Below are 15,915 nucleotides of genomic sequence, written 5' to 3' on the forward strand. Positions count from 1 at the left end.
GTGCGTCTGCCCGGGGCGCGGCGGCTCAGTGGTGGAAGGCCGTGGGCGCCTCGCCGGGCGGGTGCAGCGGACGCTCCTGCTCGCGCAACTGGGGCAGGTAGCGATCCAGATCGGCCAGGAAGAGGTCCGCGAGGTCCTCGGAGAATCCGTTGCGGACCACGATCCTCAGCACCGCCAGGTCCTCGCGGTCGGCGGGGAAGGTGTAGGCGGGCACCTGCCAGCCGCGCTCGCGCATCCGCCGGGAGACGTCGAAGACGTCGAACGCGGTGACGTGGTCGGCGGTGGTGAAGGCGAACACCGGCAACTGGTCGCCCCGGGTGATCAGCCGGAAGTCGCCGTACTCCTCGATCCGACCGGCCAGGTAGACGGCCACGTCGCGGGCGGTCTGCTGGACCAGGCGGTAGCCCTCGCGGCCCAGCCGCAGGAAGGTGTAGTACTGCGCGGCGACCTGCGATCCGGGCCGGGAGAAGTTGAGGGCAAAGGTCGGCATGTCGCCGCCGAGGTAGTTGACCCGGAAGACCAGTTCCTGGGGCAGGGTCACGTCGTCGCGCCACAGGGCCCACCCGACGCCCGGGTAGACGAGCCCGTACTTGTGCCCGGAGGTGTTGATCGACGCCACGCGCGGCAGCCGGAAGTCCCAGACCAGGTCCTCGTCCAGGAAGGGCGCGATCATGCCGCCGGAGGCCCCGTCGACGTGGACGGGGATGTCGAGGCCGGTGCGCTCCTGGAGCCCGTCCAGGGCCGCGCAGATCTCGGCCACCGGTTCGTAGGAGCCGTCGAAGGTGGAGCCCAGGACGGCGACGACGCCGATGGTGTTCTCGTCGCACCGGGCGAGGGCGGACTCGGCGTCCAGGTGCAGCCGGTCGCCCTCGACCGGCACGGTGCGCGCCTCGATCTCCCAGAAGTTGCAGAACTTCTCCCAGCAGACCTGGACGTTGGCGCCCATGACCAGGTTGGGGCGGGCCTGGCCCGGGTAGCGGTCGCCCTGGCGCTTCATCCAGCGCCGCTTGAGCGCCATGCCGGCGAGCATGCAGGCCTCGGAGGAGCCGGTGGTGGAGCAGCCGACGGCCTTCTCCGGGTCGGGGGCGTTCCACAGCTTGGCGAGCATCGACACGCAGCGCCGCTCCAGTTCGGCGGTGCGCGGGTACTCGTCCTTGTCGATCATGTTCTTGTCGAAGCACTCGGCCATCAGCACCTGGGCCTCGCGCTCCATCCAGGTGGTGACGAAGGTGGCCAGGTTGAGCCGGGCGTTGCCGTCGAGCATCAGTTCGTCGTGGACCAGCTGGTACGCCGTCGAGGGCGGCATCGGCCCGTCGGGGAGCTGGTGCTTGGGCGGTGCGGTGCGCATGCCCGCGACCGGATCGGCCCCCGCGTAGAAGGGGTTGACGGCGAGTTTCGGCAGCCCCTCGGCACCCTTGTGCAGCGACATAGCGCTCACATTAAGTGCGATGCGGCGCCGCGGCAGGTCGAGCCGCCGGCCCGGGACCGGGCCGGCGGGTCAGACCGACGACGCCATCGACAGCTTCGCCGCGAAGCCGAGGAACAGCGCCGCCGCCCCCGAGGTCAGCCCGGCCGCGAGGCGCCTGCGGCGGCGGAACTGGCCGGCCAGGTAGGTACCGCCGAATATCAGCAGGGTCAGGTAGCTGAAGCTGAAGACCTGCGCGATCGCGCCCAGCGCCAGGAAGGACAGCGCCGGATGGGCGTAGCCGGGGTCGACGAACTGCACGAAGAAGGAGATGAAGAACAGGATCGCCTTCGGGTTGAGCAGGCTGATCACCAGCGCCCGCCGGAACGGCTGCTCGGCCTGCGCCGGCCCGTCGGCGGCGGCCGGTGCGACCTCGGGCTCCGGTTCGGCCCGCCCCCGCCACATCCGCCACGCGGCCCGCGCCATGCCGAACGCGATCCAAGCCAGGTAGCCGGCACCCGCGTACTTCACGATGCCGAACAGGACGGGGTTCGTGGTGAGCAGGCCCGCCACCCCGGCCGCCGAGGCGGTCATCAGGACGGTGTCACCGAGGAAGACCCCCAGGGCCGCGCGGTAGGCGGTGCGGACCCCGCGCCGCGCCGCGACGGACAGGGTGTAGAGGGAGTTGGGTCCCGGCAGCAGCACGATGAGCACGGTGCCGAGCAGATAGGTCGGCAGGTCGGTGATACCCAGCATGGGCACCAATATGACACTTGCACCTCACGTGGCGTGAGGCCGGAGGGTGTGGTCATGAACACGAGCACGGGCTACCCGGTCGGGCAGGTGGCGGGTTTCGCCGGCGTGACCGTCCGCACGCTGCACCATTACGACGAGATCGGGCTGCTCTCGCCCAGTGGGCGCAGCCACGCGGGCCACCGCCGCTACAGCGACGCCGACCTCGACCGGCTGCAGCAGATCCTCTTCTACCGGGAGCTCGGCTTTCCCCTGGACGAGGTGGCGGTCCTCCTCGACGACCCGGCCGCGGACCCGCGGCAGCACCTGCGGCGCCAGCACGAGCTGCTGACCGCGCGGATCGGGAAGCTGACGGAGATGGCCGACGCCGTCCAACGAGCCATGGAGGCACGCACGATGGGCATCAACCTCACGCCCGAGGAGAAGTTCGAGGTCTTCGGCGACCACGACCCCGAGCAGCACGCCGAGGAGACCCGGCAGCGCTGGGGCAACACCGTCGCGTACGAGCAGTCGCAGCGCCGCGCCGCCTCCTACACCAAGGAGGACTGGCTGCGGATCAAGGCCGAGCAGGACGACTGGACCGCCCGCCTGGTCGCGCTGCGCGACTCGGGTGCCCCGGCCGACGGCGCGGCCGCGATGGAGCTGGCGGAGGAGCACCGGCGGTTCATCGTGGACCACTACTACGACTGCGGCTACGAGATCCACATCGGGCTCGCCGGGATGTACCTGGCCGATCCCCGCTTCAACGCCTACTACGAGGCGATCGCGCCGGGCATCGCCCAGTACGTGCACGACGCGATCGTCGCCAACGCTAGGCGGGCTCAGGGGTGATGACCGCCGCCGTGCCGTAGGCGCACACCTCGGTGCCGACGTCGGCGGCCTCGCTCACGTCGAAGCGCATCATCAGCACGGCGTTCGCGCCGCGTGCCCGCGCCTGCTCGACCAGCCGCTCCATCGCCTGGGTGCGGGTCTGCGCCAGGGTCTTGGTGAGTCCCTTCAGCTCGCCGCCGACCAGGGATTTCAGGCCCGCGCCGATCTGGCTGCCCAGATGGCGGGAGCGGACGGTGAGGCCGAAGACCTCGCCGATCACCCGCTCCACCCGGAAGCCGGGGATGTCGTTCGTGGTCACCACCAGGACGCCGGACCCCTGCCGCTGTCCGCCGCCGTACTCGTCGATATCCATGGGTGCATCGTGCGCGGCGACCGCCGTCCCGCGCGCGATGCACGCCGGGCCGCCGCGGAAATGGCGTGCTTTCCGCGGGTTCCACCGGAAGGCGGGGTTTCGGGAGCGGCGGGGGATGTGTGCGGGTGTGCGGTGGAACGTACGGGGGGAACCGTGGCCGGACGTTCGCGCACGGGGAACCGTCCGGTCCCGAGCGCGTTGATACTTTTGGCGCGTGACGACTATCGCCCTGGGCCCGCAATGGCTCGACCCCGATTACCTCATCTCGTCCGCGGGCCTGATCGGCCTGCTGGCGATCGTGTTCGCCGAGTCGGGTCTGCTCATCGGGTTCTTCCTGCCCGGTGACTCCCTGCTGTTCACCGGTGGCCTGCTGGTGGCCGGCGGCAAGCTGGACTGGCCGATCTGGGCCGTCTGCCTGCTCGTCGTGATCGCCGCCATCGCCGGTGACCAGGTCGGCTACCTCTTCGGCCGCAAGGTCGGCCCCTCGCTCTTCCGCCGCCCGGACTCCAAGCTCTTCAAGCAGGAGAACATCGAGAAGGCGCACGAGTTCTTCGAGAAGTACGGTGCCAAGTCGATCGTCCTGGCCCGTTTCGTGCCGATCGTGCGGACGTTCACGCCCATCGTGGCCGGTGTCAGCCGGATGAACTACCGCACCTTCGTCACCTACAACATCATCGGCGGCACCCTGTGGGGCGCGGGTGTGACGCTGCTCGGCTACTGGCTCGGGCAGATCGCCTTCGTGCGCGAGCACATCGAGCTGATGCTGGTCGCGATCGTGGTGCTCTCGGTCGTCCCGATCGCCATCGAGTTCCTGCGGGCCCGCTCGGCCGCGAAGAAGGCCCCGCCGCGGCCGGAGTCCCCGGCCGACGGCGCCGGGCCGGCGCAGCCGCCGGTCCAGAGCCCCACCGCCTCCGGCGGCGGGCGCCACCGCGCGAACCGGCGTTAGCGTCCGGCGGGCGACGGGCAGTCGAACCGCTGTGCCTGGGGGAGGGTGGTGACACCCTCCCCCTGCCGCACCCGGCGGGTGGGAACACCGAGAGGCTGAGTGGAGGAACGACCGTGACGCACCAGGAGGAGCCCGGGCAGCAGACCGGCGGCTCGGAGTTCACCCCGCCGCTCGGGGTCGAGCTGCCCCGGCCCGAACCGCAGGGTTCCGCTTTCACGCGCCCGAAGACCTCCCCGCAGTTGTCGCACCCGGCGTTCACGCCTCCCGAGGGCATCCCCGTGGTCAGCCTCTCCAAGGAGGCCCCCTGGCCTGACCGCATGCGGACGATGCTGCGCATGCCGCTCGGCGAGCGGCCGGCGCCGGAGCAGCCCGGTACGCAGCCGGAGGCCGGTGCCGGGCCGCCCGTGCCGCGCGTGCTCGACCTGACCTTGCGCATCGGGGAGCTGCTGCTCGCCGGCGGCGAGGCCGCGGAGGACGTCGAGGCCGCGATGCTGGGCGTGGCCCACGCGTACGGGCTCGGCCGCGTCGAGCCGAGCGTGACCTTCACGCTGCTGGGCATCTCGTACCAGCCCTCGCTGGTGGACGCGCCCGCCACCGCCAACCGCACGGTGCGCCGCCGGGCCACCGACTACACGCGCCTCGCGGCCGTCTTCCGGCTGATCAACGACATCACGGCGGCCGACCTCACCCTGGAGGACGCCTACCGCCGTCTCGCGCTGATCCGCCGCAACCGCCACCCCTACCCCGGCTGGCTGCTGACGGCGGCCGCCGGGCTGCTCGCGGGCGCGGCGAGCCTCCTGGTGGGCGGCGGCGGCCCGGTGGTCTTCGCGGTCGCGGCGCTCGGGGCGATGCTGGGCGACCGGCTGGCCTGGCTGTGCGCGGGGCGCGGGCTGCCGGAGTTCTACCAGTTCGTCGCCGCGGCCATGCCGGCCGCGGCGCTGGGCGTGCTCATCGCCCGCTACGGCCACGAGCTGCCCGGCACGGGCACGCTCCAGGCCTCCTCCGTCATCACCGGTGGCCTGTTCGCGCTGATCCCGGGTCGGGCCCTGGTGGCGGCCGTGCAGGACGGCCTGACCGGCTTCTACATCACCGCCTCGGCCCGGCTGCTGGAGGTGATGTACCTCTTCACCGGCATCGTCGTCGGCGTCACCCTGATCCTGTACGCCGGGGTCAGCCTGGGCGCGGAGCTGGACCCCGACCAGGCGCTGCGGGCGTACGAGAACCCGCCGCTGCAACTGGTGGCGGCGATGGTGCTGAGCCTGGCGTTCGCGGTGCTGCTCCAGTGCGAGCGCGGCGTGCTGCTGCCGGCGGCGCTCAACGGCGGAGTGGCCTGGACGGTCTACGCGGCGCTGCACCAGAAGTCGGCCGGCATCGGGATGTCGCCGGTGGCGGCGACCGCCGTCGCCGCGGGGCTGGTGGGCCTGTTCGGGCAGATGCTGTCCCGCTACCGCTTCGCCTCCGCGCTGCCGTACGTGACGGCGGCGATCGGGCCGCTGCTGCCCGGCTCCGCGACGTACTACGGACTCCTCGGACTGACCCGGGGCCATCTGGACCAGGGCTTCGCCTCGCTCACCAAGGCCGCCGCGCTGGCGCTCGCGGTGGCCATCGGAGTGAACCTCGGCGGTGAGACGGTGCGGCTCTTCCTGAGGCTGCCCGGTGGCGCTGACCAGGCACGACGCCGCGCGGCGGCGAAGCGGACGCGCGGATTCTGAGCGCTGCGGCCGCACGGACGGCCGTTCCTGATGATGCGTCGGGAAATCTGATGTTAACTGTCCGTATCGTGGTCGTAGTTGACTGTAATCATTCCCACGGGTTTCACTGCATACGTTGCTGTCCGATCCGGGGCAAAAGTGAACTTTTCGGAGGCGAGGAGCCTTGGCTGACGAGCTGTTGAGCCCACTGGATCTCGCCTTCTGGAACCTCGACTCACCGGGCCATCCCATGTACCTGGGTGCCGTCGCCGTCTTCGAGCGCGACCCGGAGCACCCGGTGGACGCCGAGGGCCTGGCGGCCCTGATCACCGCGCGCGCCGAGAACGCCCCGCGCATGCGCCAGCGCGTACGTGACGTCTGGTACGGCGTCGGCGGCGCCGCCTGGGCCCCCGACGAGCACTTCGACGTCCGGCGCCATGTGCACGCCGTCCGCCGCGCCGACACCTCCGCGGCCGTCGCCGAACTGATGTCCCGTCCGATGGACCGCGAGCACCCGCCGTGGGAGGTCTACGTCATCGAGGGCGCCCCCGACGCGCCCGTCTCCGTGCTCGTCAAGCTGCACCATGCGCTGGCCGACGGCCTGCGCGCGGTGGAGTTCGGGGCGGTCCTGCTCGACCAGGGCGCACGCCCGGCGCCCACGACGGCCCCGGCGCAGCGCGTCGACGGCGGGAACGCGCGCCCGGCGGCCGTCCCGGCGCCACCCGCGCCCCGGCAGCCGGCCGGCCTCCATCTGCCCGCGCTGCCGGGCCTGCCGGGGCTTCCGGCGCTCCCCGACCCGCGCCAGGTGGTCGCCTCCCTGCCCTCACGGATGCGCGAGGCGGGCCGGGCGCTGGGCATCGGCTCCGCGGTGCTGCGGGCCTCGCTCGACCCCGGCGGCCCGGCCGCGCTCGGTGCCGCGCCGCGGCACGGCGGCGCGCCCCGCCGCTTCGCCGGGGCCTCGCTCGACATCGACGACATGCACCGGGTGCGCAAGACCAGCGGCGGCACCGTCAACGACGTCGTGATGGCCGTCGTCGCCGGGGCCCTGCGGCGCTGGATGGAGTCGCGCGGCGACGACCCGGACGGGCCGGGCCCGCGGGCGCTGATCCCCGTGGCGCGCCGCCGCCGCAAAGGCGTGCGCGGCGGGCGGGGTAACCGCATCTCCGGCTACCTGCTGCGGCTGCCGGTCGGCGAGGCCGACCCGCTGGCCAGGCTGCGCGGCGTGCGCGAGGGCATGGACCGCAACAAGGCCGCCGGGCCCGACACCGGCCCCGGGGCGGTGGCGCTGCTCGCCGACAGCGTGCCGCCGCTCGCGCACCGCTTCGCGGCGCCGCTGCTGGCCGCCTCCGCGCGGCTGCTGTTCGACGTGCTGGTCACCAATGTGCCGATGCTGGACGTGCCGCTGACGCTCGACGGCTGCCGGATGACCGAGCTGCACCCGATCGCCCCGCTCGCCCGCGGCCAGTCGCTGGCCGTGGCCATCTCGACCTACCGCGGCCGGGTGCACATCGGGCTCTTCGCGGACGCCACCGCCGTGCCGGACACGGACGCGCTGGCCGCCGCGCTGCACGGCTCCCTGGCCGAACTGCTGGCGGCCTGCGGCGAGGGCGAGGACGGTCCGCGGCGGCAGCCCTGAGCACACACGAGGGCGGCGCGCCCCGGCAGGGAGCGCGCCGCCCTCGGCACGGGCACGGCGTCAGTGGCCGCCGTGCTCCTTCAGGCGCTTGTAGGACGCCTCGATCTCGGCCTCGGCCTCGGCGCGGCCGACCCAGTTGGCGCCCTCGACGGACTTGCCGGGCTCCAGGTCCTTGTAGACCTCGAAGAAGTGCTGGATCTCCAGGCGGTCGAACTCGGAGACGTGGTGGATGTCGCGCAGGTGCTCCACGCGCGGGTCGGAGGCCGGCACGCACAGCAGCTTGTCGTCGCCGCCGGCCTCGTCCGTCATGCGGAACATGCCGATGGCGCGGCAGCGCACCAGGACGCCGGGGAAGGTCGGCTCGTCCAGCAGGACGAGGGCGTCCAGCGGGTCGCCGTCCTCGCCGAGGGTGTTCTCCACGAAGCCGTAGTCCGCCGGGTAGACGGTCGAGGTGAACAGGTGCCTGTCGAGGCGGATACGACCGGTCTCGTGGTCCACTTCGTACTTGTTCCGGGAACCCTTCGGGATCTCGATCGTGACGTCGAACTCGAGCACAGCCTGTCCTCCATGATCAGCACATACTTCTGGTGATTAAGTGTCTCCCACGCTTGTGTGTGGTCGCGAAAGGGGCTGGTCCGGGGTGCCCGTCTCCAAGAACTGGCAGGTGGTGGCGGGGTCGACCGCCGCCGGCCTCGCCGTGGCGCTGACAGCGGTGGCCCTCGCGGGACCGTGGGAGTCAGGCCAGCGTACGGCCGAAAGGGTGAGAGCCGCCTCCCGGGAGGGAAAGCCCGGGGAGCGGGCCTCGGCCGGGCAGCCGCCCGGGAAGGCCGCGGGAGGCCGCAAGGGGGCCGCCGTGCCCGTCCCGGCGCCCGAGGTGCTGGCGGCCGCCGCGGGCACGCGGGGGGCGGTGCCGCCGGGCGGCGGGGGCCTCGCCGGCCGGCTCGCCCCGCTGCTCAAGGACCGGGCGCTCGGCCCGCTGACCACCGGGGCGGTCGTCGACGCGGCCACCGGTGAGGGGGTCTGGGGCCGGCGGGAGACCGCCGCGGCCGTGCCCGCGTCCACGACGAAGATCGCCACGGCGGTCGCCGCGCTGTCGCTGCTCGGACCCGACCACCGGCTCACCACCGGTGTCGTCGCGGACGGCGACGACCGCGTGGTCCTGGTCGGCGGCGGCGATCCCACCCTCACCGCGCGCAAGACCGCCGGTGGCGGCTACACGGCGGCGTCGCTGCGCACCCTCGCCGACGGCACCGCGAGCGCCCTCAAGGCCCGCGGCACGCGCACCGTGCGGCTGTCGTACGACACGTCGCTCTACAGCGGGCCCGCCCTGCACCCCATCGGCCACAACGACAACATCGCCCCGGTCGACGCCCTCATGGCGGACGAGGGCCGCGTCGACGGCAAGAGCTGGAAGGGCCCGGCGGCCCGCGTCTGGGACCCCGCGGCCAAGGCGGCGACGGCCTTCGCGGGGATGCTCCGCGACCGGGGCGTGAAGGTCACCGGGACGGTCGACCGGCGCTCGGCGCCCAAGGGGAGCGCCGCCGACCGGCTGGCCGTGGTGCGCTCGGCGCCGCTGTCGGACCTGGTCGAGCGGATGCTCACCAACAGCGACAACGACATCGCCGAGGCCCTGGCCCGGCACACCGCCCTCGCCGCCGGGCTGCCCGGCTCCTTCGGCGGCGGGGCGCAGGGCATCTCCTCCGCCCTGCGCGAGCTGGGGATCCCGCTCAAGGGGGCCCGGTTCACCGACGGCAGCGGTCTCAACCGGGCGGACCGGCTCACCGCCGACCAGCTCGCCCGGCTGCTGGTGCTGGCCGGCGACCCCGAGTACCCCGAGCTGCGGCCCACTCTGACGGGCCTGCCGGTCGCCCATTTCACCGGCTCGCTGAAGGAACGCTTCACCGCGGGCGACGCCGACGGCGGCATGGGCGTCATCCGCGCCAAGACCGGCACCCTCACCGGGGTCAACACCCTGGCCGGCACCGTCGTGAACGCCGACGGCCGGCTCGTCGCGTTCGCCTTCCTCACCAACGGGACCACCAGTCCCGCGTCGGCGCAGCGCGCCCTGGACCGGCTGGCCTCCGCGGTGGCCCGATGCGGTTGCCACGGCTGACCCGACACCCCGCGAACGCTCCCGGGCGCGGGGGACAGCACGTACCGTGAAGGAATGACGAGCATCGGTGGTGCGGAGATGGTCGACTGGAACCTCGCGGTCGCGACCGCGACCCGCTTCGTGCGGCCCGGGCCCGAGGTCAGCCGGGACGAGGCGCGCGCGGTGGTCGCGGAACTGCGCGGGTACGCGAAGGAGTCGGAGGCCCACGTACGGGCGTTCACGCGGATGTTCGGGGACGAGGAGCCCACGGACGCCGGGACGCCCGTCCTGATCGTGGACCGCCCCGGATGGATCAAGGCCAATGTGGCCGGCTTCCGCGAGGTGCTGAAGCCGCTGCTGGACAAGATGCAGGCCCGCAAGCCGGGGGGCCCGGGCGGCGCCGTGCTCGGCACCGTCGGCGGCAAGGTGACCGGGGTCGAGGTCGGGATGCTGCTGAGCTTCCTGTCCTCGCGGGTCCTCGGCCAGTACGAGACGTTCGCCCCGGCCTCCCGGGACATGCCGGCCGGCCCCGCCGTGCCGGGGCCGGGCGAGCCGCGCACCGGCCGGCTGCTGCTGGTGGCCCCCAACATCGTCCACGTGGAACGCGAACTCGACGTGGACCCGCACGACTTCAGGCTCTGGGTCTGCCTGCACGAGGAGACCCACCGCACGCAGTTCACGGCCGTGCCGTGGCTGCGCGACCACATCGAGCAGGAGGTTCAGGCCTTCCTCGGCGAGACCGAGATCGACCCCTCGACGCTGATCGAGCGGCTGCGCGAGGCGTTCCAGTCCTTCTCCGGCGGCCGCCCCGAGGCCGAGGAGGAGGCGATCGACGCCGCGCCCGAGGACGGCCCCAGCCTGATCGACCTCGTGCAGACCCCGAACCAGCGGGAGATCCTGGGCCGGCTGACCGCCGTGATGTCGCTGCTGGAGGGGCACGCCGACTACGTGATGGACGGCGTCGGCCCGGACGTGGTGCCGTCGGTGGCCGAGATCCGCGAGAAGTTCCAGCGCCGCCGGCAGAGCGGCGCGGGCCGGCTGGACCAGGCGCTGCGCAAGCTGCTGGGGCTGGACGCCAAGCTGCGCCAGTACCGGGACGGCGAGCGCTTCGTGCGGGCGGTGGTCGACCAGGCGGGCATGGACGGCTTCAACCGGATCTGGACCTCGCCCAACACGCTGCCGACGAAGCTGGAGATCGCCAAACCGGCGGACTGGGTGTCGCGGGTGCACCGCAGGACCGAGACCTGATCCGCCCGGGGCGTCCGCGCCCCGGGCGCACCCGTTACCCCACCCCGGCCCCAGCCGTTGATCCAGCCGCCCCTTGCCCGTCTTTTCGCCAGCCCTTTCACCCGTCCGAGGGACCGTCGGCGCAGCGTAAGCGTGCAATGCTCGGGTATCGCACGCTGTCTGTCACCATCTAGCTACCCTGCGTCACTCCACCGTCTCCACTGCCTCCACTGCTCCGCCAGTGCTCTTCAGGAGGGAAACCGGACATGGGTCCCCACCCCGCGGTCGCGGCGATACGCCTCGCGGTCCGCCGCGTACTCCAGGACGTCCTGACCGACCACCAGGGCGGCAGCCCGCTGGTGCTCGCCGCCTGCAGCGGCGGCGCCGATTCCATGGCACTCGCCACCGCGCTCGCCTTCGAGGCCCCCCGGCTCGGCGTGCGCGCCGGCGGCGTGACCGTCGACCACGGTCTCCAGGACGGCTCGGACGTCCGCGCCGTGGACGTGGCCGCCCGCCTGCGCGGCCTGGGCCTGGACCCCGTGGACGCGGTCGCCGTGACCGTGGGCCGCCAGGGCGGCCCCGAGGCCGCGGCCCGCGACGCCCGCTACGCGGCCCTCGACGCCGCCGCAGAGCGCTCCGGGGCGTCCGCCGTGCTGCTCGGGCACACCCGCGACGACCAGGCCGAGACGGTGCTGCTGGGGCTGGCGCGCGGCTCCGGCATCCGGTCGCTGTCCGGGATGCCGTCGGTCAACGGCCGCTACCGCCGGCCGTTCCTGCTGCTCGACCGGGACACGGTCCGCAAGGCCTGCCTGGCGCAGGGCATCGATGTGTGGGAGGACCCGCACAACCACGACCCGGCCTACACCCGCTCCCGCGTCCGCCACGAGGCGCTGCCCGTGCTGGAGAAGTCCCTCGGCAAGGGCGTCGTCGAGGCGCTGGCGCGCACCGCCCAGCTCTCCCGCGACGACGCGGACGCGCTCGACCAGTGGGCCGCCGAGGCGGAACGGTCCGCCGCCGCTGCCGAGGGCGGCCTGGAGATCTCCCGTCTGCTCGTGCTCCCCCCCGCCGTTCGCCGCCGGGTCCTGCGCCGCGCGGCCGTCGCCGCCGGTTCCCCGCCCGGTTCGCTCTTCGCCCGCCACATCGAGGAGACCGACCGCCTGCTCACCGCCTGGCGCGGTCAGAAGCCGCTCAACCTGCCGGGCGGAGTCGCCGTCGGGCGGCGCAATGGCAGACTGTTCTTCCAGGCCTTGTAGACCGAGCCGGAAGTTGTACGGGTGAACGAGAACGACATGGGCACCGACCTCGAGAAGGTGCTCATCTCCAAGCAAGAGATCGACGCCAAGCTGGCGGAGCTGGCGGCGAAGATCGACCGGGACTACCAAGGCAAGGACCTGCTCATCGTCGGCGTCCTCAAGGGCGCGGTGATGGTCATGGCGGATCTCGCCCGCACCCTGTCCTCGCACGTGACGATGGACTGGATGGCCGTGTCCTCGTACGGCGCCGGCACCAAGTCGTCCGGTGTGGTGCGCATCCTCAAGGACCTGGACACCGACATCGCCGGCCGCGACGTCCTGATCGTCGAGGACATCATCGACTCCGGTCTGACCCTGTCCTGGCTGATCAGCAACCTCGGCTCGCGCCGTCCGGCCTCGCTGGAGGTCTGCACGCTGCTGCGGAAGCCGGACGCCGCCAAGGTCAAGATCGATGTGAAGTACGTCGGATTCGACATCCCGAACGAGTTCGTGGTCGGCTATGGCCTCGACTTCGCGGAGAAGTACCGGAACCTGCCGTTCATCGGCACACTTGCGCCGCACGTGTACGGCGGCTGAGGCCGGCGGGAACCCTCACGCCCTCCGCGGCGTTGGAGGGTGGTAACGCTGTTTGTTAACGGTCTCCGGCGACTTCGGGTGACAATGCTGGGGTACCGTCCGAAGGTCGGTTCATACACCGGATGCACCGGCGGCTCTCCGGCCGCTGTGCCTCACTGTGGCAGGAGGGACGGGGCGTGATCGCCCCGCATGGATGGACGTGAAGCGCTATTTCCGTGGGCCAGTCATGTGGATCGTGCTGGCTGTCCTCGCCGTGGTCGTATTGATGCAGGTCGTCGGCTCGTCCGGCGGCTACAAGACGGTGGACACCGGCCAGGTCATCGCGGCGATCGACACCAATCAGGCCAAGTCGGCAGAGCTGACCACAGGTGACGAGAGCACCATCAAGGTCCAGCTCAAGGACGGCGCCAAGGTCAACGGCAAGGACCTCGGCTCCTCGAAGATCAAGGCGAGCTACATCGGCGACCAGGGCGTCGACATCGCGAAGACGCTGCAGACGAAGTCGGAGAACGGCCAGCTCCCGCAGGGGTACACCGTCGCTCCCTCGAAGCAGAACGCCTTCGTCGGCATCCTGCTCTCGCTGCTGCCCTTCGTGCTGATCGTCGTCGTGTTCCTGTTCCTGATGAACCAGATGCAGGGCGGCGGCTCCCGGGTCATGAACTTCGGGAAGTCCAAGGCCAAGCTGATCACCAAGGACACCCCGAAGACCACCTTCGCCGACGTCGCGGGCGCGGACGAGGCGGTCGAGGAGCTCCAGGAGATCAAGGAGTTCCTCCAGGAGCCGGCCAAGTTCCAGGCCGTGGGTGCCAAGATTCCCAAGGGCGTACTGCTGTACGGCCCGCCCGGAACGGGCAAGACGCTGCTCGCGCGTGCTGTCGCGGGCGAGGCGGGTGTCCCGTTCTACTCGATCTCCGGTTCCGACTTCGTCGAGATGTTCGTCGGTGTCGGTGCCTCCCGGGTCCGCGACCTGTTCGAGCAGGCCAAGGCGAACGCCCCGGCCATCGTCTTCGTCGACGAGATCGACGCCGTCGGCCGGCACCGCGGCGCGGGCCTCGGCGGCGGTCACGACGAGCGCGAGCAGACGCTGAACCAGCTGCTGGTCGAGATGGACGGCTTCGACGTGAAGGGCGGCGTCATCCTGATCGCCGCCACGAACCGGCCCGACATCCTGGACCCGGCGCTGCTGCGTCCCGGCCGCTTCGACCGGCAGATCGCCGTCGACCGTCCGGACCTGCAGGGCCGCCTGGAGATCCTCCAGGTGCACCAGAAGGGCAAGCCGGTCGCGCCGGACGTCGACCTCAAGGCCGTCGCCCGCCGCACCCCCGGCTTCACCGGTGCGGACCTGGCCAACGTCCTCAACGAGGCGGCGCTGCTCACCGCGCGCAGCGACAAGAAGCTGGTCGACAACTCGATGCTGGACGAGGCCATCGACCGCGTCGTGGCCGGCCCGCAGAAGCGCACCCGGATCATGTCCGAGAAGGAGAAGAAGATCACCGCGTACCACGAGGGCGGACACGCCCTGGTCGCGGCGGCTTCTCCGAACAGCGACCCGGTCCACAAGATCACGATCCTGTCGCGCGGCCGTGCCCTGGGTTACACCATGGTGCTGCCGGACGAGGACAAGTACTCCACCACGCGCAACGAGATGCTCGACCGGCTGGCCATGACCATGGGCGGCCGCGCGGCGGAGGAGCTGGTCTTCCACGACCCGACCACCGGTGCCGCGGACGACATCGAGAAGGCCACCGCCACGGCCCGTGCGATGGTCACCCAGTACGGCATGACCGAGCGGCTGGGCGCGATCAAGTTCGGGACGAGCGACGGCGAGCCGTTCCTCGGCCGGGAGATGTCGCACCAGCGCGACTACTCGGAAGAGGTCGCCGGGCTGGTCGACGAAGAGGTCAAGAAGCTCATCGAGACCGCGCACAACGAGGCGTGGGAGATCCTGGTCGAGAACCGCGACGTCCTCGACAACCTTGTTCTGGCCCTCCTGGAGAAGGAGACGCTGAACAAGGAGGAGATCGCCGAGGTCTTCAAGCAGATCGTGAAGCGTCCGGCGCGTCCGGCCTGGACGGGCTCGTCGCGGCGTACGCCGTCGACCCGCCCGCCCGTGCTCTCGCCCAAGGAGCTCGCCCTGACCAACGGCACGCAGCCGTCGGCCAACGGCACGGCCACCGCGGCCGGCTCGCTGAGCAAGGCGACCGAGAGCGTCGAGCTCCCGGAGGAGCCCGGCACCGAGGGCTGACGCCCCCGGCGTGGGATCGCTCACGTTCACCGGAATGTCCGCCGCGCCCCCCAGGTTTCTATCCTGGGGGGCGCGGCTTTTCCCGCGTGGTACGGCGTACGAGGAACGAGGCACAGATGACCGACCCGGTGACCCTTGAGGGCGAGCGGAGCCCCATCGGCGAGTTCGACGAGAAACGTGCCGAGAACGCGATCCGCGAACTCCTCATCGCCGTGGGCGAGGACCCCGACCGTGAGGGTCTGCGGGAGACCCCGGCGCGGGTGGCCCGCTCGTACCGGGAGATCTTCGCCGGCCTCTACCAGGAGCCGGAGGACGTCCTGACGACGACCTTCGACCTCGGTCACGACGAGATGGTCCTGGTCAAGGACATCGAGGTGCTCTCCAGCTGCGAGCACCACCTGGTCCCGTTCGTCGGCGTCGCGCACGTGGGCTACATCCCGTCGGCGGACGGCAAGATCACCGGGCTGTCCAAGCTGGCGCGGCTGGTGGACGTCTTCGCCCGCCGCCCGCAGGTGCAGGAGCGGCTGACCACGCAGATCGCGGAGTCCCTGATGCGGATACTCGAACCGCGCGGTGTGATCGTGGTCATCGAGTGCGAGCACATGTGCATGACGATGCGGGGGGTCCGCAAGCCCGGCGCCAAGACCCTCACCTCGGCCGTGCGCGGGCAGCTGCGCGACCCCGCGACGCGGGCCGAGGCCATGAGCATGATCATGTCGCGCTGAGCTGAACCGAGCTGATCGCCGGCGGCGTCCGGCGGGCATCCCCCCGGACGGGAAGGTCTCCGGGGGGACACGGTTGTGCCACCGACGGAACCCGCGGGCGGGAGTTCACGTCCTACAGGGCGCACATCTCCGTACGCGAGTCGGGCGTACGGCACATTTCCGCAGCGCTGGAACTTGGTGGGG

14 protein-coding genes are annotated in these 15,915 nt (G+C 71.8%); 10 read left to right on the top strand and 4 right to left on the bottom strand.

Features of this window, described 5'->3' with window-relative positions; translation table 11 throughout:
• Window positions 1-25: 25 nt before the first annotated feature.
• Both ACIP9H_RS10435 and leuE read right to left on the bottom strand, forming a co-directional pair.
• Window positions 26-1,429 (bottom strand): glutamate decarboxylase, encoded by a 1,404-nt coding sequence (locus ACIP9H_RS10435; protein WP_401592331.1) that lies wholly within the window; start codon window positions 1,427-1,429, stop codon window positions 26-28.
• Between the two features lie 69 nt (window positions 1,430-1,498).
• A complete protein-coding gene (leuE, locus tag ACIP9H_RS10440; protein WP_401592333.1) occupies window positions 1,499-2,161 on the bottom strand; it encodes a leucine efflux protein LeuE in 663 nt (220 codons plus the stop codon).
• 54 nt (window positions 2,162-2,215) lie between these two features.
• Here leuE and ACIP9H_RS10445 point away from each other — a divergent pair, with 54 nt between their 5' ends.
• The gene (locus tag ACIP9H_RS10445; RefSeq protein ID WP_401592335.1) at window positions 2,216-2,989 is read left to right on the top strand and encodes a MerR family transcriptional regulator; all 774 of its coding nucleotides are present in this window, start codon (window positions 2,216-2,218) and stop codon (window positions 2,987-2,989) included.
• Here the strand turns inward: ACIP9H_RS10445 and ACIP9H_RS10450 are convergent.
• A complete protein-coding gene (locus ACIP9H_RS10450; protein ID WP_401592337.1) occupies window positions 2,970-3,341 on the bottom strand; it encodes a YbjQ family protein in 372 nt (123 codons plus the stop codon). The two genes, ACIP9H_RS10445 and ACIP9H_RS10450, sit on opposite strands and share 20 nt — an antisense overlap.
• A 214-nt stretch (window positions 3,342-3,555) precedes the next feature.
• On the opposite strand from ACIP9H_RS10450, the gene ACIP9H_RS10455 reads away from it, so the two are divergent.
• The 3 genes from ACIP9H_RS10455 to ACIP9H_RS10465 all read left to right on the top strand — a co-directional run bounded on the left by ACIP9H_RS10455 (window position 3,556) and on the right by ACIP9H_RS10465 (window position 7,614).
• Window positions 3,556-4,287 carry a DedA family protein gene (locus tag ACIP9H_RS10455; RefSeq protein ID WP_401592339.1) on the top strand — a complete coding sequence of 244 codons (732 nt, stop codon included), beginning with the start codon at window positions 3,556-3,558 and terminating at the stop codon, window positions 4,285-4,287.
• A 113-nt stretch (window positions 4,288-4,400) separates the two neighbouring features.
• Window positions 4,401-5,999 carry a threonine/serine exporter family protein gene (locus tag ACIP9H_RS10460; RefSeq protein ID WP_401592341.1) on the top strand — a complete coding sequence of 533 codons (1,599 nt, stop codon included), beginning with the start codon at window positions 4,401-4,403 and terminating at the stop codon, window positions 5,997-5,999.
• Window positions 6,000-6,162: 163 nt separating this feature from the next.
• Window positions 6,163-7,614, top strand: coding sequence for a wax ester/triacylglycerol synthase family O-acyltransferase (locus ACIP9H_RS10465; RefSeq protein WP_401592343.1), 1,452 nt, complete (start codon window positions 6,163-6,165; stop codon window positions 7,612-7,614).
• A gap of 60 nt (window positions 7,615-7,674) precedes the next feature.
• Here the strand turns inward: ACIP9H_RS10465 and ACIP9H_RS10470 are convergent, their stop codons facing one another.
• Window positions 7,675-8,169 carry an inorganic diphosphatase gene (locus tag ACIP9H_RS10470; RefSeq protein WP_319139054.1) on the bottom strand — a complete coding sequence of 165 codons (495 nt, stop codon included), beginning with the start codon at window positions 8,167-8,169 and terminating at the stop codon, window positions 7,675-7,677.
• A gap of 85 nt (window positions 8,170-8,254) precedes the next feature.
• Between ACIP9H_RS10470 and dacB the strand changes: the two genes are divergently transcribed.
• From dacB to folE, 6 genes are all read left to right on the top strand, one after another.
• Window positions 8,255-9,727, top strand: a complete 1,473-nt coding sequence (gene dacB / locus ACIP9H_RS10475; protein ID WP_401958688.1) for a D-alanyl-D-alanine carboxypeptidase/D-alanyl-D-alanine-endopeptidase — start codon at window positions 8,255-8,257, stop codon at window positions 9,725-9,727.
• A gap of 54 nt (window positions 9,728-9,781) precedes the next feature.
• Window positions 9,782-10,954, top strand: a complete 1,173-nt coding sequence (locus tag ACIP9H_RS10480) for a zinc-dependent metalloprotease (RefSeq protein WP_401958691.1) — start codon at window positions 9,782-9,784, stop codon at window positions 10,952-10,954.
• Between the two features lie 245 nt (window positions 10,955-11,199).
• Complete coding sequence (tilS, locus tag ACIP9H_RS10485) at window positions 11,200-12,186, top strand: tRNA lysidine(34) synthetase TilS (protein WP_401592350.1); 987 nt, start codon at window positions 11,200-11,202, stop codon at window positions 12,184-12,186.
• Window positions 12,187-12,222: 36 nt separating this feature from the next.
• A complete protein-coding gene (gene hpt / locus ACIP9H_RS10490) occupies window positions 12,223-12,762 on the top strand; it encodes a hypoxanthine phosphoribosyltransferase (protein WP_401592575.1) in 540 nt (179 codons plus the stop codon).
• Between the two features lie 193 nt (window positions 12,763-12,955).
• A complete protein-coding gene (ftsH, locus tag ACIP9H_RS10495; protein ID WP_401592352.1) occupies window positions 12,956-15,007 on the top strand; it encodes an ATP-dependent zinc metalloprotease FtsH in 2,052 nt (683 codons plus the stop codon).
• 116 nt (window positions 15,008-15,123) lie between these two features.
• Window positions 15,124-15,732, top strand: coding sequence for a GTP cyclohydrolase I FolE (gene folE / locus ACIP9H_RS10500; protein WP_401592354.1), 609 nt, complete (start codon window positions 15,124-15,126; stop codon window positions 15,730-15,732).
• Window positions 15,733-15,915: the final 183 nt, after the last annotated feature.

Source organism: Streptomyces sp. NPDC088732 (genome assembly GCF_044751205.1).
GTDB lineage: Bacteria > Actinomycetota > Actinomycetes > Streptomycetales > Streptomycetaceae > Actinacidiphila.